Here is a 24,404-nt window from a genome sequence, read left to right on the forward strand (position 1 = left end):
GCCCGTCCGGCGTTCTCTTCCAACCGCCTGAAATCGAACGGAAATAACCGGCACCGGCGCGCCGCCGGCGGCAGGCGCGCCGGCGAATCGGCGTCTTGCGGCTCGAGGGCGGCCGTCAGTAGCGCTTGATGACGTCGCCGTTCGAGGTGACGATGACCCAGACGCCGTCGCGCTGCTCGAGCGTCGCAAGCCGGCTGTTGTCGGGCAGGATCGATCCGACGCGCACGATGTACATGCCGCGTGCGTCCTCGATCAGCGCCCGGCCGTTGGCCACATGCATCAGGCGGAAGCCGGTGGCGACCGGCAGCGGCTGGTCGAGGCCGGTCTCGACCGGGACGCCGAGCGTCTTCTCCCTGCCGAGGCCGGGCGTCGTCGCCGTCGCGATCGGGTCGGCATCGCCGAGCGCGGGATCGTCGTCGTCGTCCACCATCGCCGCGGGCGACACGCTCATGACCTCCTTGGCGGCGGTCTCCGGCAGGTCGCGCGTGCGTCCTTCCCAGAGGGCCGGAACGGAGAACTTGTCGGGGTTCAGGAACACGTACCAGGGGAAGAAGGCCGCAAGCGCGGCGAGGAGCACGCCGGTGCCGGCGATCATCTTGTCGGACAGGCTGTAGCGGCTTCTCTGCGGCCGCTTGAGCGGCTGCACGGTCTGGTCGGCGTCGAAGTCCGTCACTGTCATCCCCTTCTCACGCTCGCGGGCGCCCCGCCCAGGCCCGCGGCATTCTTCAGCGCGACCGCGAGGTCGGCGAAGGCGTCGGCGGCCGGCCGTTCGCCCGGTGTCTGCTTCAGGACCTCGTAGATGATCGGCACCTGCTTGATCGCCATGTCGAGATCGGGATCGGCCCCGGGCCGGTAGCCGCCGATGAGGCGCAGGTCACGGGTCTCCTCGAAGCGATGGATCAATGCCTTCAGCCGGCCCACGAGCTTCTCCTGGTCAGGCGTCCAGGCCTTGCGGGCGAGGCGCGAGATGGAGGCGAGCGGGTTGATCGGCGGATAGCGGCCCTCCTCGGCGAGGCTGCGCTCCATGACGATGTGGCCGTCGAGGATGCCGCGCGTGGAGTCGGCGATCGGGTCGTTGTGGTTGTCGCCGTCGACGAGGATCGAGATGATCGCCGTGATCGTGCCCGCCCCTTCCGCGCCGGGGCCGGCGCGCTCGAGCAGGCGCGGCAGCTCGGTGAAGACGGAGGCCGGATAGCCGCGGGCGATCGGCGGCTCGCCGGAAGCGGTCGCCACCTCGCGGATCGCATGCGCGAAGCGCGTCACGCTGTCGATGATGAGCAGCACGTTGTCGCCCTGGTCGCGATAGTGCTCGGCGATCGTCACGGCGGTGAGCGGCGCCATCTTGCGCAGCATCGGGCTCTCGTCGCTGGTGGCGACGACCGCGACGGATTTCCGCAGGTTCTCGCCGAGCGTGTCCTCTATGAACTCGCGCACCTCGCGGCCGCGCTCGCCGACGAGCGCGATCACCACCCGGTCGAAGGCATCGGCGCGGGCGAGCATCGACAGCAGCGTCGACTTGCCGACACCGGAACCGGCGAAGATGCCGAGGCGCTGGCCGAGGCAGAGCGGCGCGAAGATGTCGATGGCGCGCACGCCGGTCGAAAAGCCCGTCTCGACGCGGCGGCGCGTCATCGAGGGCGGCGCGGAGTTGGAGATGGAGCGGCGCTCGCTGCCCTGGACGATCGGGCCGAGCCCGTCGATCGGCTCGCCGAGCGCGTTGATCGTGCGGCCGCACCAGTCCGGCGTCGGCGCCACGCGGAAGGCGCCCTTGCGGATCACGGTATCGTGGATGCCGATCGGCTCGCCGGGCTCGATCGGGCAGACGACGACGCTGTCCGGCTCGACGCGCACCACCTCTCCGAGGTGGATGCCGGTCGCGCTCTTGTGGGCGACGAACTCGCCGAGGCGCACGTGCCGCGACAGGCCGGAGACGGTGTAGTTGCCGGCGGCGATGGTCTGGACGTGGCCGCCGTGGGCGATGGAGAATTCCGGCGAGGCGTAGCGGTCGACGAGGCCCGCGAGCGCGGAGAGCCTGCGGCCGCCGGCACCGGCCTTTAGATCGTTTGCGGGGCTGCTGTGGAGCGCCATGACCGGTTACTTGCTGCCGCCGAGGACGCGTACGGCCTCGTTCATGGATTCCTCGCTGTCGCGCATGATCGCGGCGATGCCCTCGAAGGCCCGCGTGACCTGGATGAGCTGCGTCATCTCGCTGATGGCGTTGACGTTCGATTCCTCGACATAGCCCTGGATCACGCCGGCATCGACGCGGTCGACGACCGGCTCCGGCGGGATCGTGGTGATCACGCCGCTGTTGCCGGCGCGCACGAAGCCGCCCGACAGGTCCGCGGAGAAGAGGCCGAGGGCGGCGACGGGCTGGCCGTTCTGGTTGAGCTGGCCGTCGGCACTGAGCGCGATCGGGCCGTTCTCGCCGTCGAGCTGGATCGGCGCGCCGCCCGGATCGAGCACCGGATAGCCGTTGAGCGTCACCAGCTCGCCCGCATCCGTCAGCGTGAAGCGGCCGTCGCGGGTGAGCGTCGGGCCGGACGGGGTCTCGACCTGGAACCAGGCGTCGCCCTTGATGGCGAAGTCGAGCAGGCCGCCGGTCTCCGTCAGGCCGCCGCTGCGCGTCGTCAGGAACTCCTGTCCCTCCGAGACGAAGGCGACGTCGGCGATCCTCTGGTTGCTGATGACCTCGTTGAACTTGATCTCCGTGGCACGGAAGCCGACCGTCGTGGAATTGGCGACATTGTCGGCGAGCGTGGTCAGGCGCCGGTCGAGCGCAAGCTGGGACGAAAGCGAGACGGACAGCCCGGTCTGCATGTCAGCGACCTCCGAGTTTCAGGTTGTTGATCGAGATGAGCAGGTCGGTGGAGATGCCCGTGAGGCTCGACGGCTGGAAGGCGGTGAGCGGGTCGTAGCTGCCGGTCGGGTTCTCGAGCTCCCATATGCTGGTGAAGCGCTCGAGGAATTTTCCGACCTTCGCCGGATCCTGGAAGTCGGCGAGCGTGAGGGCCTTCTCGTAATAGGCCGCCTGCCGGTCGATGTCGGTGGCGGCGAACTCGTCGGGAAGCTGGAGCGCGGTGCGCACCACTTGCGACAGCGCGTCGTCGGCGATGATCGAGTAGCCGGAGGTGATGGAGGAGGCCATACGCTCGAAATAGAGCGCGAGCCGCACGCCGGTATTGTCCTCGCCGGCGCTCACCTCCAGCGTCTGGCGGGCATATTTCTCGACGACGCCCTTCTGCGCGCGCTCGAACGTGGTCGCGAGCTCGCCGTGGCGGGCGAAGTTCAGCGACTCGGCCAGTTCCTTGTAGCGGTTGTCGGTGAGCTTGTTGGCGAAGGCGTCCTCGCTGTCGACGCCCTCCGTCAGCACCTTGCGCATGAAGGCCTTGGCATAGGCCATGTCGTCCAGCCCGTGCGCCTTCATCGCATAGTTATAGAGACGGCTGTCGGCGAAGAACGCGTCGATCGTCTTTATGCTGCCGATCCGCGAGAGATAGTACTCGGTCTCGCGCTTGACGTCCGGCTGCTCGGCCACGCGGCTCAGCGAGGTCTGCAGGTCGGAGGAGATCAGCTTGTAGCTCGTATAGGTGGTCGTCACGATGGGTCCGCCATAGGATCGCGAGGGCAGGAAGCCCCTTCATGGTGCCGGAATCTGGCGGCTCTTGCTTGTGCGAACCTGAACGGGGAAACAGCCTTGCGGAACAGCCTCACGCAAGGCTGGCCCCGTATTCCCCCAAGGGTCAGAATTGTGTCGGGACACCAGCGCTCATGAACATCATCATCGGTCTCATCGTCACTTTCGGCTGCGTGCTCGGCGGCTACATGGCCATGGGCGGGCATCTGGAGGTGCTGAACCAGCCCTTCGAGCTCATGATCATCGGCGGTGCCGGCATCGGCGGCTTCATCGTCGCCAACACGATGAAGGTCGTGAAGGAGACCGGCAAGGCGCTCGGCGAGGCCTTCAAGCACAAGGTTCCCAAGGAGCGGCACTATCTCGACACGCTCGGCGTGCTCTACAGCCTGATGCGGGACCTGCGCACCAAGTCGCGCAACGAGATCGAGGCCCATATCGACAATCCGGAGGAATCGCCGATCTTCCAGTCCGCGCCGACGGTGCTGGCGAACAAGGAACTGACCGCCTTCATCTGCGACTACGTCCGTCTCATCATCATCGGCAATGCCCGCAGCCACGAGATCGAGGCGCTGATGGACGAGGAGATCCAGACGATCACCCGCGACAAGATGAAGCCCTACAATGCGCTGAACACAATGGGCGACGCCTTCCCGGCGATCGGCATCGTCGCGGCCGTTCTCGGCGTCATCAAGGCGATGGGCGCCATCAACGAGAGCCCGGAAATCCTCGGCGGCAAGATCGCCGCGGCGCTGGTCGGCACGCTGCTCGGCGTGTTCCTCTCCTATTCGGTCGTCACGCCGATCACCGCGAACATCAAGGTCGTGCGCGAGAAGCAGAACCGGCTCTACATCATCGTCAAGCAGACCCTTCTCGCCTACATGAACGGCTCGGTGCCGCAGGTGGCGCTCGAATACGGCCGCAAGACCATCTCCTCCTACGAGCGCCCGTCGATCGACGCGGTCGAGCAGGAGATGATGAACCCGGGCGGCGGCGGCGATTCGAAGGCGGCCTGACCCCATGAAGGAAGAGACCGTGACCCAGGTATCCCGGATGGACCCGATCGTACTCGCCCGGCTGACCGGCGATCTCGGCGACCAGGCGACCGTCTCCAGGCTCTGCGCGAGCCTCGGCGAGGTCTTCGCGGAATTCCTGCCGGACATGCTGGAGAGCGAGCTCGGCTTCGAGGTCGCCGTCTCCTATGCGGGCTTCGAGACGGGCCGATACGCGGCCGTGCTGGAAAGGCTCGGCGGCGCGATGGCGCTGTGCGACGCGTCGCTGCGCGACTGGTGCGAGCGCTTCACCCTCGTCTGCGACAGCCCGATGATCATCACGCTCGTCGAGAACATGCTGGGGGCCGTCAGCGATTCGATCGAGGAGCCGGAGCCCAGGGCGCTGTCGAAGATCGAGCTCGACGTGGCCGCGATGATGTTCGACCGCATCTCCGGCGTGCTGGCCTCGGCCGTCGGCAACACCAAGGGCTACGAGCCGCAGCTCGGCCCGGCCCACAATGCCGAGAACCGCAAGCCCGCCGAGGACGGCTCGGACGAGGCCTTCGTCGCCGTCGTCAACATGTCCGTCGGCATCGGCCCGGTGCTATCGTCCTTCTCCGTCGTCATCCCGCAGAACGTGCTCCTGAAATCCGCGATCACCGCGCCGAAGCCGGCGAACGCGCCGAAGACGCGCGTGGAATGGAGCGAGCGGCTCGGCGAGCAGGTGCGCCGCTCCAAGGTGACGCTGGAGGCGCGCATCCGCCTCGAATCCCAGACGCTCGACACGGTGAGCCGGCTGCAGGCGGGCGACATCATCCCGTTCCACGACGCCGGCGACGTGCGCGTGGAGGTGAATGCCAACGGCCGCAACCTCTATGTCTGCGAGTTCGGCCGCTCGGGGGCCCGTTACACGGTCCGCGTCAAGGACACCTACGGCTCGGAGGACGACCTCCTCCAGCACATCATCGGATAGTTCATCGATGAAACTTGCGCTTTGACACGCCTCAGGCAAGTTTCGACTGGAATAGTGGTCTCATGGCACCGAAGAAAACACCCATCGCTGACGACATCATGTCTTCCATCAACGCGGACGACCAGGAACTGGAGCAGGCGATCGACGACCTGCGCGGCGTCCTCGAGAAGGATGCGTCCGGCGGCCTCGGCGACGGCCTGCCGGTGGCGGCGGCCGCCGATCCGCTTGCCGCGTTCGGCGGCGACTTCGGCTCCGATTTCGACGCGGGCGCCGCGGCCGAGCCGAGCTTCGGCGGCTCCGACTTCGGCACCTCCGGCTTCGACGGCGGCGCGAGCTTCTCGGATACCGGCGCCATGGAGGACTTCGGCGCCGGCATGGCCGACCCCGCCGACACGCCGCGCCCCGGCAGCGCGATGCAGTCCAATCTCGACCTCATCATGGACATCCCGATCGATCTGCAGATCGTGCTCGGCTCGTCGCAGATGCAGGTCTCCGGTCTGATGAACCTCACCGAGGGCGCCACCATCGCCCTCGACCGGCGCATCGGCGAGCCCGTCGAGGTCATGGTCAACGGCCGCGTCATCGGCCGCGGCGAGATCACCGTCCTCGAAAACGACGACACCCGCTTCGGGGTGAAACTGATCGAAGTGAAAAGTACACGCAAGGTCTGATACCGTTCAGGTCTCAGGAGGCAATCCATGATGGATTTCGAAAATTTCGGCAGCACGGCCGTCGCAGCCCCCCTCTCCCCCGTGGAGAAGGCTGCCGCCGTGCTTCTTGCCATGGGCAAGGGCGTGGCCGGCAAGCTCTTGAAGTACTTCACCCAAAGCGAGCTCCAGGCGATCATCGCCGCCGCGCAGAACCTGCGCGCCATCCCGCCGCACGAGCTGATCGATCTCGTCAACGAGTTCGAGGACCTCTTCACCGAGGGCGCCGGGCTGATGGACAATGCCAAGATGATGGAAGGCATCCTCGAGGAGGGCCTGACGCCCGACGAGGTCGACGGCCTGCTCGGCCGCCGCGCGGCGTTCCAGGCCTACGAGACAACCATCTGGGACCGCCTGCAGGATTCCGATCCGATCGCCGTCAGCCGCTTCCTGCTCAACGAGCATCCGCAGACCGTCGCCTACATCCTCTCCATGATGCCCTCGTCCTTCGGCGCCAAGGTGCTGCTGGAAATTCCCGAGGAGATGCGCGCCGACATCATCAACCGCACCGTGAACCTCAAGGACGCGAGCCCCAAGGCGACCGCGATCGTCGAGGCGCGCGTCATCGAGATGATCGACGCGCTCAACGCTGAACGCAATTCGATCGGCTCGAACAAGGTCGCCGACCTGATGAACGAGCTGGAGAAGTCGCAGGTCGACGAGATGCTCGCCTCGCTGGAGACGGTCTCGACCGAATCGGTCAAGAAGGTGCGCCCGAAGATCTTCCTCTTCGAGGACGTGCTCTACATGCCGCAGCGCAGCCGCGTCTCGCTCTTCAACGACGTCTCGGGCGACATCATCACGGCGGCGCTGCGCGGCGCCTCGATGGAGCTGCGCGAGGCCGTCCTCTCGGCGATCGGCGCACGCCAGCGCCGCATGATCGAATCGGACCTCGCCGCCGGCGACCAGGGCGTGAACCAGCGCGAGGTGGCGATCGCCCGCCGCTCGATCACGCAGGAGGCCATCCGGCTCGCCGCCGCCGGCCAGATCCAGTTGCGGGAGAAGGAGCAGGAGCAGGAAGCGGCCTGATCCTGCTTGACACACTGCCGCCACGGGCGGACCGTATCGACGGCCCGAATCTCTCGCCGAGGGGTTCGGGCCGCGCGCATTTGCGGCCGGCATAGGAGCCCGACGTGTCGGACGACGACAAGGACAGCAAGACAGAGGCCCCGACCGAGAAGAAGATCCATGACGCGGTGGAGAAGGGCAACACGCCGTTCTCGCGCGAGGTGCCGGTCTTCGCCTCGACGATCGCGATCTATCTCTTCCTCGTCTTCTTCCTGCCGGACGGCGTGGCGCGGATGAACGAGACGCTGCGCGACCTGTTCGAGAAGCCGGAGGCCTGGCGGCTCGACACAGGAAGCGACGTGCTGTCGCTGTTCCGCCATCTCGGCTGGGAGGCCGGCGCGCTGCTGCTTCCCGTGCTCGTCATGATGATGCTGTTCGGCATCGCCTCCTCGGTGCTGCAGAACCTGCCGAGCCCGGTGCTCGAGCGCGTGCGGCCGCAGATCTCGCGCCTCAACCCGATGAAGGGCTTCACCCGCATCTTCGGCAAGCAGGGCCTGGTCGAGTTCGGCAAGTCGCTGATCAAGATCCTCGTCGTGTCGCTCGTCGTCGCGCTCGTCATGCGCCGCGACTATTTCGCAGCCCTCGACACGATGTTCTCCGAGCCGGCGACGCTCGTCTACATGCTGATCGGCGACGTGAGCAAGGTGCTGCTGGTCATCCTCTTCGCCACCTTCTTCGTGGCGGCGATCGACGTCACCTGGACGCGCTATCACTGGTTCACCGAACTGCGCATGACCAAGCAGGAGATCAAGGAGGAGATGAAGCAGGCGCAGGGCGACCCGATCGTCAAGGCCCGCATGCGCTCGATCCAGCGCGACCGCGCCCGCCGCCGCATGATGACGGCCGTGCCGCGCGCCACGCTCGTCATCGCCAACCCGACCCACTTCGCCGTGGCGTTGCGCTACGTGCGCGAGGAGGGCGACGCGCCCGTCGTCGTCGCCAAGGGGCAGGACCTCGTCGCGCTGAAGATCCGCGAGATCGCCGAGCAGAACGGAATCCCCGTCTTCGAGGATCCGCCGCTCGCACGCTCAATGTTTGCGCAAGTCTCGGTGGATAGTGTCATTCCGCCGGTGTTCTACAAGGCCGTGGCGGAGCTGATTCACCGGGTTTACGCAGCTTCGCCCCAGACCAGACGGGTGAACTAGATCCCATGAGAAAATGCACCTATTCCGCCGAGCGCGAGAAGATTGTCGCCGAAGCAATCTGCCCGGTGGCCACGGAGCTGAGAATGCTCGACGCCGCCGATCTCGTCTCGCTGTTGCGTTTCGAGTGCTACGGCAATCTCGCCGACCTGGTCTCGTCGGCCGCCGAACTCTATTTCCTGCCGGGCACGATCAATTTCGGCGCCGGCGGCGACTACCGCCTCGACTGGGGCATCGAGCCCGAGGTGACGCTCGACATGGAAATCCGCCCGCCGGGCGTGACGGTCTATGCCAAGCTGCTGCTGCAGAAGGACAAGGCGGGCGTGGAGGTGACGCATGTCGCCTTCAACGAGCCGCTGGCCGATCCGGACGACAACACGGCCTTCCTGCGCAAGAGCCTCGACGAGGCACGCTACGTCAAGCCCGGCTCGGCGAACGCCCAGGCCCATTGAGACGGGCGGCCGCGGGCCGCCCTCCCCTTCCCGTCAGGTGATGTAGCCGAGGCGGATCGCCTTGGCGATCGCCTGGATGCGGTTGACGGCGTCGAGCTTGGTCGTCGCCGTGCCGAGATAGGCGTTGACGGTGTGGACGGACAGGCCCATCTTCTCGGCGATCGCCTCGGAGATGCAGCCGTCGCCGGCCATCTGCAGGCAGGCGAGCTCGCGCTCGCTCAGGGCCTCCGCCGGCGCCAGCCGCTTTTCCTCGCCCGCCAGCATGTCCGCCAGCATCTGGCAGCTCTTCAGGTGCATGTCGATGACGATGTCGCTCGACAGGCCGATGAAGCTGCCGGTGAAGAGGACATAGCCGTTGCCGTGGGCGCCGAGGCGCACCGGGAAGGCGACGCCGGAGGCGGCGAGCAGGCGCGCCGGCAGGCGGCAGACGAAGGGATCGGCGCCCGATTCGACGAACTGCCCCTCGCCCGCGCCTTCCCAGACGAGCGGCAGCATGGAGGCTTCCAGATGCGACAGCATCGGCGCGCCATAGGCGTCGAAGAGCGTGCGCGCCGTCTCGTCGGCCTCCGTGCCCCAGTTGTTGAGGGAGGCGACCAGCTTGCGCGCCGAGAGCAGCCCGTGGCCCGTGACGCGCAGCACCGCGAAGTGGCGCGCGCCGATCAGCGCCTGCATCGTCTGGAGGCGGGAAACGAAGTCGGCCGCCCGCATGGCCTTCGGCGGCCGCGCGAGCTTGATCTCCGTCTCCATGGCCGAAGCGCCGGAAAGCCGGATGTCCATCGCCGACCTCCTAGACCAGGCCGTTGCGCACCGCCCAGGCGATCGCCTCGGAGCGCGTCTTGGTGGCCGTCTTGCGCATGACGCTGGTGATGTAGTTGTTGATCGTGTTGCGGGAGATGCCGAGGATGACGGCGATCTCGTCGCTCGTCTTGCCCTCGGCGATCCAGTAGAGGCACTCGATCTCCCGTTCCGTCAGCTCTAGCTCCCGGTCCTGCCGCAGGATCGCGCCCGCGCAGCAGACGCTGGCGAAGTAGCCCGCCATGACGCCGACGTCGCGCAGCTTGCTCTGCGAGAGGATGAAATATTCCGGGAAGAGCAGCATCAGCGACATGCGCACCCGGCCGACCTGGAAGGCGACCACGCAATATTCGCGGCTGATGCCCGCCGGCACGGCGATCCGGTCGTCGAGATGGGCGAAGGACGGCTTGAGAAGGCTCAGGCACTTCTCGATCTCGCTCATGCGCGACTGGGCGCCGTTGACGGCGGCGGAGATGCTGCGGACCATGTCGAAGGGCCAATCGGAGGCCACGACGAAGTCCAGGTTGCTGTCCAGCAGCGCGTCGTGCCGGACGAGGAGATAATGCGAGGCGCTGACGTAACCGGTCAGGGCCTTGAGACCGGCGGAAAGGCTGACGTCCTCCGCGCAATGTCCGAGCTGTTGAACCAGAAGTTCACGCGTACTCTTACGCTCACCCGACTCGGCGGAGAATCCATAGGACTCCCAGGCCGCGACATCCGACCGGATCGTTTCCATATTAAGCCCCCTGTGCCGAATTCGCCGCGCTCGATCCCGTCTCCCTTCCATCGAGAGAGCCGGACAATCCGGCGCCCCGACGGTCAAGCCGCATCGACGGGAATCACGAAGCGAATCAGTGTCTAAAGTGTACATCGGACGCCTGTGAAAACTACCGCCTTCTTCTTGGGATTTACTTTTCGGCGCTTCTATGGGCCGATCCGCACACACTGATTTGCACCTTAAAGTACATATGCCGCCACATGAGCGACCATCGTTAACTGACTGTTAACCATGATTTATTCCCCGCGACCACGGATATGAATCCGCACCCGGGAAGGCCTGCACAGCTCTGAATTGCAGGCCTCGATCCCTTCCGGGCGTGTCCGGAGGACGAACTTTTTTCACGCGCCTCGCGACCTGCATGGGACAGACCCGGAACATGCATCGAGAGGCGAAAAATTTGTCGTTCGAGCCGGTTTCGATCGTTGCAAATGAGCCACAGGCGAATCAAAAAATGGCCTGCCCACAGCTTTGCGCGCCAACGACAAAGGGCGCGGCCATGGCGGCCGCGCCCCTTTCTACCCGATCCGTCCCTGCCCCGCGGGCAGGCGTCAGGCAGCTTCCTTGTCGACCGCCCACTTGCGCAGGATCTTGGCGGCGCGCTCCTCGCTGATCTCGACCATGCGGCTGAGGCGGCGCTCCGGCCCTTCCTTGACGCGGCGGTTGAAGGCGCCCTCGCCGTCGTCGCCGGCATTGAGCAGATCGTCGGTGCTGTCGAAGCCGAAGTCGGCGCCGAAGCCGTCCATGAGCGTGGCGCCCGGGCCGCCGACGCCGGCCGCCGGCGAGAAGTCGGGCAACTCGAGGCCCGCCGCATCGCTTTCCAATGCATTGCCGCCGGCGCCGCCCGCGACCGTCCTGACGACGGGGCGCAGGCCGAACCAGACCACCACGAAGGCGACGCCGAGGAAGGCCAGGGCATTGATGATGCCGCCGAGATTGCGCGTCAGCACCTCCATGATGCCGGGGCCGGGCACGGCCTCGTCGAGCAGCTGGTGGTCGAGGAATTCCATCGCCGTCAGCGTGATCACGTCGCCGCGGCCGTCGTTGAGGCCGGCGGCGGACGTGACGATCTTCTGCATCTCGGCGAGATAGGCGTCGATCTTCGCCTGGTCCGCCGGCTCGCCGACCATGGCGGCGATACGGGACCGGTTGACCACGACGGCGACCGACAGCTTCTCGACCTCGTAGCTGTTGCGCACGGTCGCGACGGTCTTGCTGTTGATCTCGTAGTTGGTCTGCTCTTCCTTCTTGTCGGCCTCGTCGCTCGACTGTGGCCCGGCGCCGTCGCCCTCGGGCCCGCCCTGCGGGATGTTCTGCTCGACGGTCGTCGCCTTCTGGCCCTGCTTCTGGCTGGACTTCTGGCTTTCGCGCGTCACGCGCACGGAGCGCTCCACGCGCGATTCCGGGTCGTAGACCGTCTCCTGGATCTGCTGGCTGTCCATGTTCAGCGTGGCGGTGACGCTGGCGCGGAAATTGTCCATGCCGAGGAAGGGTGCCAGCGCCTTCTCGATGTTGCGCTCGATCTCGCCCTGGACCGTCTGGACGGCGGTGAGCGAGCGGTTGATCGTGCCGTTCTCGGCGTCGTCGCCGGAGGCCAGCAGCTGGCCGGCGGAGTCGAGGATCGTCACGCCATTGACCTCGAGCCCGGGAACGGAGGCGGCGACGAGGTGGCGGATGGCGGCGGCCGATTCGCGGCCGGCCTGGGCGCTCGCGCGAATCATGACGGAGGCCGTCGGCACCTGGTCGGCCTTGCGGAAGTTGCCGCGCTCCGGCATCACGATATGGACGCGGGCGGCGGCGATGCCGGAAATCTGCTGGATGGTGCGGGCGATCTCGCCCTCGAGCGCACGGACGCGCGTCACCTCCTGCATGAAGGAAGTGAGGCCGAGCGAGCCGACCTTGTCGAAGAGTTCGTAGCCGGCGTTGGTGCTGCTCGGCAGGCCGCGCTCGGCAAGATAGAGGCGGGCCTTGCCGGTCTGGCCGACCGGAACCTCGATGCTGCCGCCGTCCGACCCCGTGTTGAAGTCGATGTTGGCTTCGGCAAGCGCGATGCTGATCTGGTTCACATCGGCCTTCTCCAGACCGACATAGAGCGTCTCGTAGGCGGGCTTGTTCACGAGAATCCCGGCGGCAAGCACGAGGCCGATCGAAACAACCGCGGCGCCGGCCAGCATCGCGAGCTTCGTCCGGCCTAACGAGGCCAGGTTGTTGTAGACATTCGTCAACTGTTCCGACAGATTCATTCTGTTCCCGCACGGACTTGGCATCTGGAAACCGGCTCGACATGCCGGCAGGGGCAGATGCAATTTCGATCTCGTGAGACGGAACGGCACTCTTGCCGCACGCGCTGCCCCGCCCCATGAAGTACGCGGATCTACCTGACCCGATCGCGAGACTAGCCGGCGAAACTTGCGCGAGCGTTTCGTTCCGCCGGCGCACGCAAACGCGAAACGGCGCCCCTCGGGCGCCGTCCTGGACATATGATAAGAAGAGAGGGGAAGCGGCTCAGAAGGCCTCGAAGTCGCCGGCGACCTTGCCGAGCGGCTGGGAATGGCCGTGGCGCAGGCCGTCGGCGAGCGCCTTGCGCATGTCCGCGAGCTTGACCAGGTTGAGCGCGGTCGTCACGTCGACCATCCAGGTCTCCGGGATGCTTCCGGTCACGGTGTCGATGAACTCGGCAAGCCCGCGCGTCTTCTGCACCGCGAGGTCGATGCCCTGCAGCACCATGATCCGCTCGGCCGAATCCGCCTCGGACACCGTGTGGAGATGGCCGAGCTGCGGCTCGATGCGCTCGATGAGATAGGCGACGTCGTGCAGTTCGGAGACGATGCGCATCAGCACGTCCGGAAGGGATTCCTCCAAGGCAGGCGCTGCACTCAGATACTCGGCTTGCATGGATGATCCTCTTTCCTGCATGCGGCGGGCGCGAGCCCGGCCTTGATGGTCCTTCCGGAGCGGGCCATCCGCTCAGAAGAATTCGATGGCGTTCTCCACCGGCTTGACGACGGGCGCCGGGCGCTGCTCCATCGCCACGGTGCGCTGCGTCTCCACGCCGGTCAGCGCGTACTGGCGCGCCCGGCCCGTGGAGGGCCAATATTCCAGCTTGCGCCCGTGGTCGCCCCCGGTGCTCTCGCCGACGATGCGGATGCCCTCGTCGAGCAGGAACTGCCGGGCGAAGCGCGCGTTCTGCTCGCCGACGTTGGAGAAGCGGGCGATCGTCCTGGCGCCCCCGAAGATCTTCGCCTCCAGCCGGTCGCGGCGCGCGCCCTGCTTCAGGAGACCGTTGATCAGGAGCTCCATCAGGTGCACGCCGTAGCGCGTGGCATCGCCGCCCGCGGCGAGTGCGTCGGCGGACCCCGGCAGCAGGAAATGGTTCATCCCGCCGACGCCCACGACCGGGTCGCGCATGCAGGCAGCCACGCAGGAGCCGAGGATGGTCGTCAACACCACGTCGGGATCGTTGACCACCTTATACTCGCCCTGAATGACATGGACGCGGCGCGCCCCGGCTTCGAATGTCATTTCAACGCCCCGAACACGGCTTCGATCGCCGCCTTCATCTTCTCGATGGTGAACGGCTTGGCGAGCACGTTGTTCGCACCGAGGGCCGCCGCCTTCTGCACCAGAGCACGGTCGCCCTGCGCCGTCAGGATGATGAAGGCCGCCTTCTTCGTCGCCGGGTTCGCCCGGACCGCCTGGAGGAAGCCGAGGCCGTCCATCTTCGGCATGTTGAAGTCGGAGATGACGAGATGGTGCGGCTGCTGGGCCATGATCTTCATGCCCTGCTCCCCGTCACCGGCCGCCGTGATCTGCTTGAAGCCGAGCTGCTGGAGGGCGTCGCCCAGAAGCAGACGGCTCGTCACCTGATCGTCGACGATGAGAACTTTGATTTTTTCGGCGATAGACATTATTCGCTCCCTTCTCTACGGGCCGCAGTGATCTTCAAGATTTCCTCCCCTATGGAGGAGAGCGGATACTGGTGCTCGACGGCCCCCAGCTCATAGGCCACTCTCGGCATTCCATATACGACGCAGGTTTTTTCATTCTGACCGATGGTCCGCGCCCCTGCGTGACGCATTTTCAACAGGCCGGCGGCCCCGTCCCGGCCCATGCCGGTGAGGATGACGCCGACGGCGTTCCGGCCGGCGAGCTCGGCCACGGAATCGAACAGCACGTCCACCGACGGGCGGTGGCCGTTCACCGGATCGCGCTCGACGAGGCGGCAGCAGGGCGCGCTCGCATTGGCGATCTGCAGGTGACGCTCGCCGCCGGGGGCGAGATAGATCTTGCCGATCTCCAGCCGCGCCCCGTCCGTCGCCTCCTCGACCACGGGCGCGCAGAGCCGGTTCAGCCGCTCGGCGAAGCTCTTGGTGAAGGTCGGGGGCATGTGCTGGGTGATGACGGTCGGCGGGCAGTTGACCGGGAACTTCTGCAGGACCGCGATCAGCGCCTCCACGCCGCCGGTCGATGCGCCGATGGCGACGACCTTGCGGCCCGAACGGTAGTTGACGGCGGAATTGACGTTGGCCGCACTCGGCGCCAGCGGCGGAGCCTCGGTGCGGATGTAGCGGTGCTGCGAGCGGGCGGCCGCCTTCACCTTCTCGGCGAGGTCGCCGAAGGGACGCACATCGCCGGGCTGCGGCTTTCCGACGCAATCGAAGGCGCCGATCTCCAGCGCCATCAGCGAGGCGTCCGCGCCGCGATGGGTGAGCGTCGAGACCATGATGACCGGCATCGGCCTCAGCTTCATGATCTTGTCGAGGAATTCGAGGCCGTTCATGTTCGGCATCTCGATGTCCAGCGTCACGACGTCCGGATTGAGCTGCTTGATGGCATTGCGGGCCTCCATGGCGTCGCCCGCCTGCCCGATCACGCTGACCTCCGGGTCGGCGCTCAGCACGGCCGTGATCAGCCCGCGCATGGTGGGCGAGTCGTCGACGACAAGTACGCGTGCGGGTGCTGTCATGCGCCTCTCCCCCGGTGTCTGCCGGTATAGCGGTAGGTGGTGATGCCGATATTGTCGAACTGCCCCTTGGCCTCGCCGGAGACGCGCTCGGAATGGCCGATATAGAGATGGCCGTTCTCCGCCAGCATGCCGGCGAAGCGCGACCAGATCTTCATCTGCGTCGGCTCGTCGAAATAGATGACGACGTTGCGGCAGAAGATCACGTCGAACGGCCCCTTGAAGGGCCATTGCGCGAGCAGGTTCAGCTCGTTGAAGGTGACGAGCCGCTTCACGCGGTCGTCGACCTGGAATTTCTGCCGCCCGCCGGTCTCGACCTCGCGGAAGAACTGCTTGCGCATGGCGGGGCTCACCGTCTCCAGCGCCGTCGCGTCATAGGCTCCGGCCCGCGCGGTGGCGAGGATCTTCGGATCGATGTCGGTCGCCAGAATCCGGAAGTCGTAGTCCATGACGTTCGGCATCAGCGACAGGACGGTGAGCGCGATCGAATAGGGTTCCTGCCCGTCCGAGCAGGCCGCCGACCAGATGCGCACCCGGCCGCCCGAGCGCGCGCGGTCGAGAAGCGCCGGCAGGACCTCGGTCCGCAGATGGTCGAAATGGTGGTTCTCGCGGAAGAAGCGCGTGAAGTTGGTCGTCAGATGCGACAGCATCTCCTTGCGCGCGGCCGCACCCTCCGGCGAGGACACGAGCTGGCAATAGTCGCGGAAGCCCTTGAGGCCGAGCGCACGGATATGCTTCGACAGGCGCGAATAGACGAGCGAGGCCTTCGTCTCGTTGAGATAGATGCCCGCGTCCGCGTAGATCATGGCGGCGATCTCGGAGAGGTCGCGGCGCGTCAGCGGATATTCGCCGCTCGCCAGGCACTCGTCCGGGGATTGTCGCAGGTCTCTTGCCGGTACTGACGTCATGCGGCTTCGCTTTCGGTGTGCGGGAACAGGGCGTCGAGCTCGATCAGGCAGATCATGCGGCCCTCGATGGCGAGGATGCCGCGCGCATAGGCCTTCTCAGCCTCGTTGGCGATGTCGGGCGTCGGCTGGATATTGTCGTCGGTCACGGTCAGGATGTCGGACACGGCATCGACCAGGAGCCCCACCACCTTCGGCCCGACCTGGGCGACGATGATGACGTGGCGCACCGTCGGCTCGGCGGGCTTCATGCCGAGGCGCAGCGACAGGTCGACGATCGGCAGCACCGCGCCGCGCAGGTTGATCACGCCCAGCACGTAAGGCGGCGCGTGCGGCATGGCGGTGGCAGGAGTCCATCCGCGGATCTCCCTGACCGACATGATGTTCACGCAAAACTCCTGATCGCCGATCCTGAAGGCGATCAGCTCGCGTCCTTGAGTGAGATTCTTGACCGCGTACGTCATGTCCTCAACCGGTTGCAGCAAGAGAGGTTTCGGGTTTCAGGGACTGGCCGCGCGATGCGGCGACGACCGCATCGACGTCCAGGATGAGGGCCACGCGGCCGTCGCCGAGGATGGTCGCGGCGGCGATGCCGGGAACGTGGGTATAGTTGGCCTCCAGGCTCTTGATGACGACCTGGCGCTGGCCCTGGATCGCATCGACCATCAGCGCGCGCTGGCCGCCGCCTTCCGATTCGACCAGCAGCGCCACGCCCTCGATGGGATTGGCCTGCATGGCGCGGAAATTGAGGATGCGGCCGACGTCCACCAGCGGGCAGAAGGAGTTGCGGATCGAGATCAGCCGCTGGCTGGCGCCGAAGGAATGGATGGCGGAGGCCTCCGGCTGCAGCGTCTCGACGATGGCCGTCAGCGGCACGACGAGCGTCTGTCCGGCGACCGTCACCACCATGCCGTCGAGGACGGCGAGCGTCAGCGGCAGGCTCATGGTGAAGACGGAGCCCTGGCCGGGCTTCGAGGAGATCGAGATGCGGCCGCCGAGCGCCTGGATCGAGCGCTTGACGACGTCCATGCCGACGCCGCGGCCGGAGATGTCGGAGATCTTGTCGGCCGTCGAGAAGCCGGCGTGGAAGATCAGGTTGTCGATCTCCTCGTCCGACAGGTTGGCGTCGGCGGCGATCAGGTCATTGTCGATCGCCTTCTGGCGCACCTTCTCGCGGTTGATGCCCGCACCGTCGTCGGCAAGCTCGATGACGATGCGGCCGGAACGGTGTTTCGCCGTGAGCCGGACGGTGCCTTCCGGGTTCTTGCCGAGCGCCTCGCGCTTCTCGGGCGATTCCAGGCCGTGGTCGACGGCGTTGCGGATCATGTGGGTCAGCGGCTCGGCCAGCTTGTCGATGACCGTCTTGTCGACCTCGGTGTTCTCGCCCTCGGTGATGAGGCGCACCGACTTGCCGGTGACGTCGGCGATCTCGCGGACGATGCGCGACATGCGCTGGAACACCGGCTTCACCGGCTGCGCACGGATCGCCATCACAGAATCCTGGATCTCGCGGGTGAGCTGCTGCAGCTCCTCGAGGCCCATGTTGATCGACGATGTGCCGTTGTTGTCGTTCTCGACGACGCTCTGGGAGAGCATCGCCTGGTTGATGACCAGCTCGCCGACGAGGTTGATCAGGCGGTCGACGCGGTCGAGGTCGACGCGGATCGTCTGCCCGGCGGCCTGGTTGTTGGCCGCGGCGGCATTGGCGGCGGCCGCGGCGGCACGATCCGCCTTGGCGGTCTCGGCGGCGGCGCGGCTGGCGTTGCTCGCGGCCTGGGCGATCCTGGTCGCCGTCTCGGCGGCGGCGACAGCGGCGGCCGCATCGCCGTCGGCGACGGCGGGCTCCTCGTCCTCGGCCGCGGCGGGCGCTTCCTCGTCGAGGATCGACAGATCGAAGGGCACCGGCTGCATCGGCAGTTCCTCGTCCTCGGCAGGGGCCTCGCCGACGGTCTCTTCCTCGACGGTGCGGATGTCGAGCTCGCAGTCCCATTCGGCAAATTCGAAGACCGAGCGTACGCCGTCCTCGCCCTTGTCGGACGTCACCGAGATCTTCCAGGAGAAATAGGCTTCCTCCGGGTTCATCTCGGCGAGCGACGGCAGGCGGTCCATGTCGCAATAGATGCTCATCTCGCCGAGGCGGGAGAGATCGCGCAGGAGCAGCGTCGCCTCGTTGCCCTTGGCGTAGAGCTCCTTCTTCGGCCGGAAGACGATCTCGCAGGTGGGAACGTAGGGCTCGATGGGCGGCTCGTCGCCAAAGTCGTCGAAGGAGAACGGGATCGGCTGGAAGCCCTCGTCGTTGACGGGCGGCGTCTCGACCGCCGGTGCCGGGGCGGCCGCCTGGTGTGCGGGGGCCGCGGGCTTGGTGGCGGGCGCCTCGCTTGCCACCGGCGTCTCGCCGCGGGCGAGCGCTTCAAGCTCGCCGATGAGGGCGCGCGAGCGGGTCTCGTCCACGCCGCCGCCGTCGCGGGCCGCATTGGTCAGGTCCGCCAGCACGTCGGCGGACTTCAGCATGACCTTGAGGACATCCTGGGTCGGTTCCAGCCTGTTGGATCGAACGCAATCGAGGGTCGTCTCGAAGACATGGGCGAAGGAGACGAGATCGTCGAGGCCGAACGCACCGGCGCCGCCCTTGATCGAATGCACGGCGCGGAACACGGCGTTCACCGTCTCCGGGTCGCGATCCCCGTCGTTCAGCCGCAGGAGACCCGATTCCAGCTCGGCGAGCTGCTCCTCGCACTCCTGGAAGAAGATCTCCTTGATTTCGTTCATATCCATAGGGAGGAATCCTGGATTAGGCGGTTACACGCTCGATTGCATCGATCAGCTTGGTCGGGTCGAAGGGTTTGACGATCCAGCCCGTGGCGCCGGCCTGGCGGGCGCGGTTCTTCTTCTCGGCATCGCTCTCGGTCGTCAGCACGAGGATCGGGATCGCCCGGTACTTCTCGTTGCGGCGAACGCCCTCGATGAAGCCGAAGCCGTCGAGGCGCGGCATGTTGATGTCGGTGACGATGACGTCCGGATTGGCGTCCTCCAGCACCTCGAGACCCTCGACGCCGTCCTCGGCCTGGATCGTCTCGAAGCCCGCATTGTTGAGGGTCACCAGAAGCATGTTCCGGATCGTCCGTGAATCATCCACGGTCAGTACCTTCTTCTTCATTGCCGAATCTCCTTCGCCAGCAAATGATCAATGTTCACGCCGATGAGCTGCATGGTCTTCATGAAGGCGTCGGAGACCCTGGCGAAGGTGAAGGACAGCTTGTCCTCCTCCCAGGTCTTCGCGCCGGCCATCAGCACCTGGACGCACAGCGCGCCGACCCGCTCGACCGCCGAGGCGTCGATGACGACATTGCTGCCCTTCATGCCCATCAGCTGCCTGTGCAGCGCCGAGGCCTCGTTGAGGTCCAGCACGGCCGCAAGGCTCAGATTCTTTTCAGCGGCTTTCCTGCTCGCCATTACCGCGCTCCTTGTTTCGCTCTGTGCGCTTTCGTTGTCTGCGAAAATCCATCTCCTGCCATGTCAGCCACCCAGTCCGGCGGCGCGCGGCGCGAGAAAATCGAGGGGGGCGGGTTCCGCTTCCGGGGCCGGCTGCCGGGCGGGCACGGGGCTGCGGGCCTCGCGGCGATCGTCGCGGCGCGCCTCGACATGGAATTCGCGGATCGTGCGGCCGAGTTCGAGGATGACGGTGTGCAGGTCCCCGCCGGCCGTGCCGAGACGGCCGGCGTCCGAGGCGCCCGCCTCCAGCGCGCGGCCGATGCCGGCGACGCCGGCGGTGACGCCGTCGAGCCCTTCGGCGTCGGCGGCGCTCTCGCGGGCGATGCCGGTGATCGCCTCGTTGATCTCGGCGACCTGGCGCACGATGCTGCCGATCGCGTCCTGGGTGCGGTGGACGTGCTCGACGCCGGCCTCGACCTGGGCCTTGGTGCCGGTGACGAGCTGCTTGATCTCGCGCGCGGCGTCGGCGGAGCGCTGGGCGAGCGCACGCACCTCCTGCGCGACGACGGCAAAGCCGCGGCCGCTCTCGCCGGCGCGCGCGGCCTCGATGCCGGCGTTCAGCGCGAGCAGGTTGGTCTGGAAGGCGATCTCGTCGATGACGCCGATGATCTGGCCGATCTTCTCCGCCGAGGCCTCGATGTCGGCCATGGCGGACATGGCGCGGCCGGCGATGTCGCCCGTCTGCGCCACCGACTGGCAGGCGGCGGCGGCGGCCGTCTCGGTCTTGCGGGTCTCGTCGAGCGTCCGGCGGACGCGGCCGGCGATGGCGCCGAGCGCGTTGGCCGTCTCGATCAGGCTCGCCGACTGCCCGGCCGTGTGCGCGGAGAGCGCGCCGGCCTGCGAGGCGATCGCGCCTGCGAGCCCGTCGGAGCGGGCGACGGTCTCGGCGGCGGCGGAGAGGCGGTTGCGGATTTCCTCGAGCGCGCCGTTCAGCGTGTCGGCGAGCGTGCGCCAGGCGTCCGGCATCTCGCCGGCCGTCCCGGCGGAGAGGTCGAGGCGGGAAAGGCTGCGGACCGCCTCGCCGAAGACACGGTCGAGCTCGGCATGATCCTCGCGGCGCTGCTCGGCGAGCGCGCGCTGATGGGCGTGGCGGAGCTGGTTGAAGCGCAGCGAGACGCCGATCTCGGCATCGACCATGGCGGTGCGCAGGAAGGCGGAGACGAGCTCCTTCAGCTCCGCACGGCGCGCATTGCCGCCGGGCAGCAGCGATTTCGGCCAGTACTCGTCGATGAGGGCGGTCACCACCGTCTCGGTGACGACGGCATGGCCGGCGATGCGCCAGCGCGGGTCGAGGCCCATCTGGCTCTCGGTGTCGGCGAGCACCTTGACGCGCTCGGCATAGAGCGCATCGAAACGGGCGTCGGTCAGCACGCTCCAGTGGGAGCTGAGGAGGTCGTGCAGCCGGTCGATCTGGCGTTCGCTCTGGAAATGGCGGGCGGCATCGGGAAAGGTCTGGAAACGCTGGAAGAGATCGCGCAGCGCCCGCTCCACATGGCGCTCGAGCGTCTGGCGATGGGCGCGCAGCCGCTCGCCCTGGTCGCCTTCCACCCCGGCGAAGCGCAAACGGTCGCGCAGGCTTGCCGCCTGTCCCGTTCGAGCCTGTTCTGCCGGCATGTCCTGCACCAATCCGCTCCCCAACCAACGATGCTCAAGCCGGCTCGCGAAGGCGGCCGGGCGAACCTGTCCATGAACGGAGGCGACTGAGCGGACGCCCCGGGAAGCCGGGGCCTGAGAAGGCCGGCCGTCGATCCATGTTCAAATTCGGTGAAAAACTCGAATACCGGCTCGGACCCGGTACGGCGGTTCGGCATCATGCCTGGGTGGGAAAAGCCGAATTTCCCATTCCGACGTGTGGAACAATGTTTATGGTTAATTCCTTGCCTGAAGGTTAATGATCCACTCCGATGCCCTCAGCTTCCGCGAAAATCGGCACAGCGACGCAAGCCCCGGGCAAGTCCGCGCGCGCAGGATCGGCCCCATGATCTGACGATGACGACGTCAGTGGGGAACGGGCAATGATTGTTCTGGGACTGGGTGCCGTGATGATCGCTTCCGCGACGCTTGCGGCCGTCTATCTTCTTCTCGACATCGACGCGGGCCGCATGCCGGCCAAGGCGAGGGTCTTCTAGGCCGTCATTCCATGTGGAAGACGTTGCGAAGCGGCACGGCGACGGGCTCATTGTCGGGCTTCGTCTCCATGATGTCGGCCATGTGCGCCCACCAGCGCTTCATGACGGGATGGTCCGGCAGGGCTGCCATCCCATGGTCGTCGCGCCGCCACAGCACGCCGAAGAGCAGGTTCGTCTCCTCGTCGAGATGGATCGAATAGTCCGACACGCCGGCCTCGCGCAGGAGTGTGGCGAGCTCCGGCCAGATCGCGTCGTGCCGCGCCTTGTATTCCTCGGCCATGCCGGGATTGAGACGCATGCGGAAGGCGTATTTCTCCATGACGTTCCTCCTCAACGACCCCGGACGCGCCGGTAGAGGATCGGCAGCGCGATCACGGTGATGAGCAGCAGGCCGATGAAGATCGACATGACGATGCCCGGCACGTTGAGAAGGCCGAAGCCGAAGGTCACCATGCCCATGATGAGCGCGGCGAGCACGACGCCCGGAATGCTGCCGGAGCCGCCGAGGATGTTGACGCCGCCGAGCACGACCATCGTCACCACCTCCAGCTCCCAGCCGAGCGCGATCGACGGACGGGTGGAGCCGAGGCGGGCGGTGAGGCAGATCGAGGCGATCGCCGCCATCAGCCCCGTCAGCAGGAAGAGCACGAACTTCACCCGCGCCACGCGCACGCCGGAAAACAGCGCGGCCGTCTGGTTGTTGCCGATGGCATAGACCGTGCGGCCGAAATTCGTCCTGTGCAGCAGGATGCCGTAGACGAGCGCGAAGCCGAGAAACAGGCAGAACTCGAAGGAGAAGACCCACCAGACATAGCCCTGGCCGAACCAGGAGAAGGCGGGCGGATAGCCGGTGAAGGCCTGGTCGCCGAGGATGACGAAGGAGAGGCCGCGGAAAAGGCTCATCGTGCCGATGGTGACGACGATGGAGGGCAGGCCGAGCCCGGTGACGAGCAGGCCGTTGACCGCGCCGCAGACGAGGCCGGTCAGAAGCCCGACCGCCACCAGCGCAGGCGCATCGAAGCCGAGCTGCACGGCGTATCCCATCGCCGTCGAGGTGAGCGCGATGATCGAGGCGACCGACAGGTCGATCTCGCCGGAGATGATGACGAGCGCCATGGCGAAGGCGATCATCGCCTTCTCGGTGAAGTTGAAGGTGGCGTCCGACAGGTTCCACGGATCGAGGAAATAGGGCGAGGCCAGCGAATTGACGAGGAAGATCGCCGCCGCCACGGCGACGAGCAGCGTCTCCCAGCTCTTCACGAGGCGCGCGCCGCGGCCTTCCAGCCGGTCGGGGATGTGGCGGACGGTAGCCGGGACTTCGGCCATCAGTGAGCCTCCGCTTTCCTGAGGATGACGCGGCCCTTGTGCTTCTCGGCGCGGGCGTTGACGGCCACCGCGATGATGATCACCGTGCCGGAGATCGCCATCTGCGCGAAGGGCGAGATGTTGATGACCGGCAGCGCGTTCTTGATGACGCCGAGGAAGAGCGCGCCGAGCACCGTGCCCGCCACCGAGCCGATACCGCCGGCGATCGACACGCCGCCGATGACGCAGGCGGCGATGATGTCGAGCTCGAAACCGGCGGCGATGTCGACATAGGCGACGGCATAGCGCGACACCCAGAGATAGCCGGAAAGGCCGGCGAGCGTGCCGGAGAGGCAATAGGCGAGGAAGCGCGTGCGGCCGACGTCGATGCCGGTATAGACGGCCGCATGCGGGTTGCCGCCGACGGCGAAGAAGGCGCGGCCGAGCGGCGTGCGGCTCATCACCACGAACATCAGCGCGATCATGGCGAGCGACAGCCAGGAGAGCAGCGGGAAGCCGAGGATGGGCCCGCGCGGCAGCGCCTTGAAGGCGTCGCTCATCTGGTGCGCGTTGATCCAGGCGCCGCCGGAGAGCAGGAAGATCAGGCCGCGATAGATGGTGAGCGTGCCGAGCGTGACGACGATCGGCGGGATGTCGAGCTTCCAGACGAGGAGGCCGTTGACCGAGCCCAGCACCGCGCCGAGCGCCATGGCGATCAGGATGACAAGCGGAATCGGCAGGCCGGGCATCGCCGCGTTCAGCATCGCCGCCACCATGCCGCAGAGCGCGAGGCTCGCGGCCATGGAGAGATCGATGCAGCGCGTCAGGATAACGGCCATCTGGCCGAGCGCCAGGATGATCAGGATCGACGTGTCGTTGTAGACATTGGCGAGGTTTGCCGGCCGCACGAAGCCGGGGAAACGCGTGGCGATCAGCGCGACAAGGGCGACGATCGCGGCGACCAGCAGCATCTCGCGGTTTTTCAGAAGCGTCTTCATGTCAGGCGGCCCTACCAATGAAATGCGTTTCGACATCTGCCTTTCGGGCACTGTGTTTATGGCCGAGGATG

Annotated in this window: 26 protein-coding genes; 6 read left to right on the forward strand and 20 right to left on the reverse strand. The window is 66.6% G+C overall.

Translation table 11 applies throughout. The features are described 5' to 3' along the window. Positions 1-115 precede the first annotated feature (115 nt). Genes NNZ72_RS15730 through NNZ72_RS15745 form a run of 4 tightly spaced genes read right to left on the reverse strand, consistent with a single transcriptional unit; the run spans position 116 to position 3,601 of the window. Entirely contained in the window at positions 116-679 is a 564-nt protein-coding gene (locus tag NNZ72_RS15730; protein ID WP_257316325.1) for a flagellar protein, read from the reverse strand. Continuing rightward, positions 676-2,088: a flagellar protein export ATPase FliI gene (fliI, locus tag NNZ72_RS15735; RefSeq protein ID WP_257316326.1), complete on the reverse strand. Its 1,413-nt coding sequence runs from the start codon at positions 2,086-2,088 to the stop codon at positions 676-678. Before fliI ends, NNZ72_RS15730 begins: the two co-directional genes overlap by 4 nt. A gap of 6 nt (positions 2,089-2,094) precedes the next feature. Next, positions 2,095-2,820, reverse strand: a complete 726-nt coding sequence (flgF, locus tag NNZ72_RS15740) for a flagellar basal-body rod protein FlgF (protein ID WP_257316327.1) — start codon at positions 2,818-2,820, stop codon at positions 2,095-2,097. A 1-nt stretch (position 2,821) separates the two neighbouring features. Then, the gene (locus NNZ72_RS15745; protein WP_257316328.1) at positions 2,822-3,601 is read right to left on the reverse strand and encodes a DUF1217 domain-containing protein; all 780 of its coding nucleotides are present in this window, start codon (positions 3,599-3,601) and stop codon (positions 2,822-2,824) included. A gap of 170 nt (positions 3,602-3,771) precedes the next feature. Here NNZ72_RS15745 and motA point away from each other — a divergent pair, with 170 nt between their 5' ends. From motA to NNZ72_RS15775, 6 genes are all read left to right on the forward strand, one after another. Further along, positions 3,772-4,650 carry a flagellar motor stator protein MotA gene (gene motA, locus NNZ72_RS15750; RefSeq protein WP_257316329.1) on the forward strand — a complete coding sequence of 293 codons (879 nt, stop codon included), beginning with the start codon at positions 3,772-3,774 and terminating at the stop codon, positions 4,648-4,650. A 4-nt stretch (positions 4,651-4,654) separates the two neighbouring features. Further along, positions 4,655-5,599, forward strand: coding sequence for a FliM/FliN family flagellar motor switch protein (locus NNZ72_RS15755; protein ID WP_257316330.1), 945 nt, complete (start codon positions 4,655-4,657; stop codon positions 5,597-5,599). A 62-nt stretch (positions 5,600-5,661) separates the two neighbouring features. Next, positions 5,662-6,270, forward strand: a complete 609-nt coding sequence (gene fliN / locus NNZ72_RS15760; RefSeq protein ID WP_257316331.1) for a flagellar motor switch protein FliN — start codon at positions 5,662-5,664, stop codon at positions 6,268-6,270. 27 nt (positions 6,271-6,297) lie between these two features. Further along, on the forward strand, positions 6,298-7,335 hold the full coding sequence (gene fliG / locus NNZ72_RS15765) for a flagellar motor switch protein FliG (RefSeq protein WP_257316332.1): 1,038 nt from the start codon (positions 6,298-6,300) through the stop codon (positions 7,333-7,335). 104 nt (positions 7,336-7,439) lie between these two features. Next, positions 7,440-8,519, forward strand: coding sequence for a flagellar biosynthesis protein FlhB (flhB, locus tag NNZ72_RS15770; protein ID WP_257316333.1), 1,080 nt, complete (start codon positions 7,440-7,442; stop codon positions 8,517-8,519). Between the two features lie 5 nt (positions 8,520-8,524). Beyond that, positions 8,525-8,968, forward strand: a complete 444-nt coding sequence (locus tag NNZ72_RS15775; protein WP_257316334.1) for a BspJ family T4SS effector nucleomodulin — start codon at positions 8,525-8,527, stop codon at positions 8,966-8,968. Between the two features lie 33 nt (positions 8,969-9,001). Here the strand turns inward: NNZ72_RS15775 and visR are convergent, their stop codons facing one another. From visR to NNZ72_RS15855, 16 genes are all read right to left on the reverse strand, one after another. Then, positions 9,002-9,745, reverse strand: a complete 744-nt coding sequence (visR, locus tag NNZ72_RS15780) for a transcriptional regulator VisR (protein ID WP_371747766.1) — start codon at positions 9,743-9,745, stop codon at positions 9,002-9,004. A 10-nt stretch (positions 9,746-9,755) separates the two neighbouring features. After that, positions 9,756-10,499: a transcriptional regulator VisN gene (gene visN / locus NNZ72_RS15785; RefSeq protein WP_257316335.1), complete on the reverse strand. Its 744-nt coding sequence runs from the start codon at positions 10,497-10,499 to the stop codon at positions 9,756-9,758. A gap of 593 nt (positions 10,500-11,092) precedes the next feature. Next, positions 11,093-12,784, reverse strand: a complete 1,692-nt coding sequence (gene fliF, locus NNZ72_RS15790; RefSeq protein ID WP_257316336.1) for a flagellar basal-body MS-ring/collar protein FliF — start codon at positions 12,782-12,784, stop codon at positions 11,093-11,095. A gap of 262 nt (positions 12,785-13,046) precedes the next feature. Then, entirely contained in the window at positions 13,047-13,436 is a 390-nt protein-coding gene (gene cheT / locus NNZ72_RS15795) for a chemotaxis protein CheT (protein ID WP_257316337.1), read from the reverse strand. 72 nt (positions 13,437-13,508) lie between these two features. Next, on the reverse strand, positions 13,509-14,063 hold the full coding sequence (gene cheD, locus NNZ72_RS15800) for a chemoreceptor glutamine deamidase CheD (RefSeq protein ID WP_257316338.1): 555 nt from the start codon (positions 14,061-14,063) through the stop codon (positions 13,509-13,511). Then, positions 14,060-14,449 carry a response regulator gene (locus tag NNZ72_RS15805; RefSeq protein ID WP_257316339.1) on the reverse strand — a complete coding sequence of 130 codons (390 nt, stop codon included), beginning with the start codon at positions 14,447-14,449 and terminating at the stop codon, positions 14,060-14,062. The genes cheD and NNZ72_RS15805 overlap by 4 nt, the downstream gene beginning before the upstream one ends. Beyond that, entirely contained in the window at positions 14,449-15,507 is a 1,059-nt protein-coding gene (gene cheB / locus NNZ72_RS15810) for a protein-glutamate O-methylesterase CheB (protein ID WP_257316340.1), read from the reverse strand. The genes NNZ72_RS15805 and cheB overlap by 1 nt, the downstream gene beginning before the upstream one ends. Continuing rightward, positions 15,504-16,412 carry a protein-glutamate O-methyltransferase gene (locus NNZ72_RS15815; RefSeq protein ID WP_257316341.1) on the reverse strand — a complete coding sequence of 303 codons (909 nt, stop codon included), beginning with the start codon at positions 16,410-16,412 and terminating at the stop codon, positions 15,504-15,506. The genes cheB and NNZ72_RS15815 overlap by 4 nt, the downstream gene beginning before the upstream one ends. Beyond that, positions 16,409-16,873 (reverse strand): chemotaxis protein CheW, encoded by a 465-nt coding sequence (locus NNZ72_RS15820; protein ID WP_257316342.1) that lies wholly within the window; start codon positions 16,871-16,873, stop codon positions 16,409-16,411. The genes NNZ72_RS15815 and NNZ72_RS15820 overlap by 4 nt, the downstream gene beginning before the upstream one ends. Before the next feature lie 4 nt (positions 16,874-16,877). Beyond that, positions 16,878-19,184, reverse strand: coding sequence for a chemotaxis protein CheA (locus NNZ72_RS15825; protein ID WP_257316343.1), 2,307 nt, complete (start codon positions 19,182-19,184; stop codon positions 16,878-16,880). A gap of 16 nt (positions 19,185-19,200) precedes the next feature. Continuing rightward, positions 19,201-19,566 (reverse strand): chemotaxis response regulator CheY1, encoded by a 366-nt coding sequence (gene cheY1, locus NNZ72_RS15830; RefSeq protein ID WP_257316344.1) that lies wholly within the window; start codon positions 19,564-19,566, stop codon positions 19,201-19,203. Further along, positions 19,563-19,862 carry an STAS domain-containing protein gene (locus NNZ72_RS15835; RefSeq protein ID WP_257316345.1) on the reverse strand — a complete coding sequence of 100 codons (300 nt, stop codon included), beginning with the start codon at positions 19,860-19,862 and terminating at the stop codon, positions 19,563-19,565. Before NNZ72_RS15835 ends, cheY1 begins: the two co-directional genes overlap by 4 nt. A gap of 63 nt (positions 19,863-19,925) precedes the next feature. Then, positions 19,926-21,515 (reverse strand): globin-coupled sensor protein, encoded by a 1,590-nt coding sequence (locus tag NNZ72_RS15840; protein WP_257316346.1) that lies wholly within the window; start codon positions 21,513-21,515, stop codon positions 19,926-19,928. Between the two features lie 519 nt (positions 21,516-22,034). Then, complete coding sequence (gene rhaM / locus NNZ72_RS15845; protein WP_257316348.1) at positions 22,035-22,349, reverse strand: L-rhamnose mutarotase; 315 nt, start codon at positions 22,347-22,349, stop codon at positions 22,035-22,037. An 11-nt stretch (positions 22,350-22,360) separates the two neighbouring features. After that, positions 22,361-23,356, reverse strand: a complete 996-nt coding sequence (locus tag NNZ72_RS15850; protein ID WP_257316349.1) for an ABC transporter permease — start codon at positions 23,354-23,356, stop codon at positions 22,361-22,363. After that, entirely contained in the window at positions 23,356-24,333 is a 978-nt protein-coding gene (locus NNZ72_RS15855) for an ABC transporter permease (protein WP_257316350.1), read from the reverse strand. The genes NNZ72_RS15850 and NNZ72_RS15855 overlap by 1 nt, the downstream gene beginning before the upstream one ends. Positions 24,334-24,404: the final 71 nt, after the last annotated feature.

The sequence above is a fragment of the Shinella pollutisoli genome (assembly GCF_024609765.1).
GTDB lineage: Bacteria > Pseudomonadota > Alphaproteobacteria > Rhizobiales > Rhizobiaceae > Shinella > Shinella pollutisoli.

What these genes read in the sequence shown, in the direction of transcription:
- NNZ72_RS15730 (WP_257316325.1), bottom strand. Translation starts at nt 679, where the DNA reads ATGACAGTGACGGACTTCGACGCCGACCAGACCGTGCAGCCGCTCAAG.
- fliI (WP_257316326.1), bottom strand. Translation starts at nt 2,088, where the DNA reads ATGGCGCTCCACAGCAGCCCCGCAAACGATCTAAAGGCCGGTGCCGGC.
- flgF (WP_257316327.1), bottom strand. Translation starts at nt 2,820, where the DNA reads ATGCAGACCGGGCTGTCCGTCTCGCTTTCGTCCCAGCTTGCGCTCGAC.
- motA (WP_257316329.1), top strand. Translation starts at nt 3,772, where the DNA reads ATGAACATCATCATCGGTCTCATCGTCACTTTCGGCTGCGTGCTCGGC.
- NNZ72_RS15755 (WP_257316330.1), top strand. Translation starts at nt 4,655, where the DNA reads ATGAAGGAAGAGACCGTGACCCAGGTATCCCGGATGGACCCGATCGTA.
- fliN (WP_257316331.1), top strand. Translation starts at nt 5,662, where the DNA reads ATGGCACCGAAGAAAACACCCATCGCTGACGACATCATGTCTTCCATC.
- fliG (WP_257316332.1), top strand. Translation starts at nt 6,298, where the DNA reads ATGATGGATTTCGAAAATTTCGGCAGCACGGCCGTCGCAGCCCCCCTC.
- NNZ72_RS15775 (WP_257316334.1), top strand. Translation starts at nt 8,525, where the DNA reads ATGAGAAAATGCACCTATTCCGCCGAGCGCGAGAAGATTGTCGCCGAA.
- visR (WP_371747766.1), bottom strand. Translation starts at nt 9,745, where the DNA reads ATGGACATCCGGCTTTCCGGCGCTTCGGCCATGGAGACGGAGATCAAG.
- visN (WP_257316335.1), bottom strand. Translation starts at nt 10,499, where the DNA reads ATGGAAACGATCCGGTCGGATGTCGCGGCCTGGGAGTCCTATGGATTC.
- fliF (WP_257316336.1), bottom strand. Translation starts at nt 12,784, where the DNA reads ATGAATCTGTCGGAACAGTTGACGAATGTCTACAACAACCTGGCCTCG.
- cheT (WP_257316337.1), bottom strand. Translation starts at nt 13,436, where the DNA reads ATGCAAGCCGAGTATCTGAGTGCAGCGCCTGCCTTGGAGGAATCCCTT.
- cheD (WP_257316338.1), bottom strand. Translation starts at nt 14,063, where the DNA reads ATGACATTCGAAGCCGGGGCGCGCCGCGTCCATGTCATTCAGGGCGAG.
- NNZ72_RS15805 (WP_257316339.1), bottom strand. Translation starts at nt 14,449, where the DNA reads ATGTCTATCGCCGAAAAAATCAAAGTTCTCATCGTCGACGATCAGGTG.
- cheB (WP_257316340.1), bottom strand. Translation starts at nt 15,507, where the DNA reads ATGACAGCACCCGCACGCGTACTTGTCGTCGACGACTCGCCCACCATG.
- NNZ72_RS15815 (WP_257316341.1), bottom strand. Translation starts at nt 16,412, where the DNA reads ATGACGTCAGTACCGGCAAGAGACCTGCGACAATCCCCGGACGAGTGC.
- NNZ72_RS15820 (WP_257316342.1), bottom strand. Translation starts at nt 16,873, where the DNA reads ATGACGTACGCGGTCAAGAATCTCACTCAAGGACGCGAGCTGATCGCC.
- NNZ72_RS15825 (WP_257316343.1), bottom strand. Translation starts at nt 19,184, where the DNA reads ATGGATATGAACGAAATCAAGGAGATCTTCTTCCAGGAGTGCGAGGAG.
- cheY1 (WP_257316344.1), bottom strand. Translation starts at nt 19,566, where the DNA reads ATGAAGAAGAAGGTACTGACCGTGGATGATTCACGGACGATCCGGAAC.
- NNZ72_RS15835 (WP_257316345.1), bottom strand. Translation starts at nt 19,862, where the DNA reads ATGGCGAGCAGGAAAGCCGCTGAAAAGAATCTGAGCCTTGCGGCCGTG.
- NNZ72_RS15840 (WP_257316346.1), bottom strand. Translation starts at nt 21,515, where the DNA reads ATGCCGGCAGAACAGGCTCGAACGGGACAGGCGGCAAGCCTGCGCGAC.
- rhaM (WP_257316348.1), bottom strand. Translation starts at nt 22,349, where the DNA reads ATGGAGAAATACGCCTTCCGCATGCGTCTCAATCCCGGCATGGCCGAG.
- NNZ72_RS15850 (WP_257316349.1), bottom strand. Translation starts at nt 23,356, where the DNA reads ATGGCCGAAGTCCCGGCTACCGTCCGCCACATCCCCGACCGGCTGGAA.
- NNZ72_RS15855 (WP_257316350.1), bottom strand. Translation starts at nt 24,333, where the DNA reads ATGAAGACGCTTCTGAAAAACCGCGAGATGCTGCTGGTCGCCGCGATC.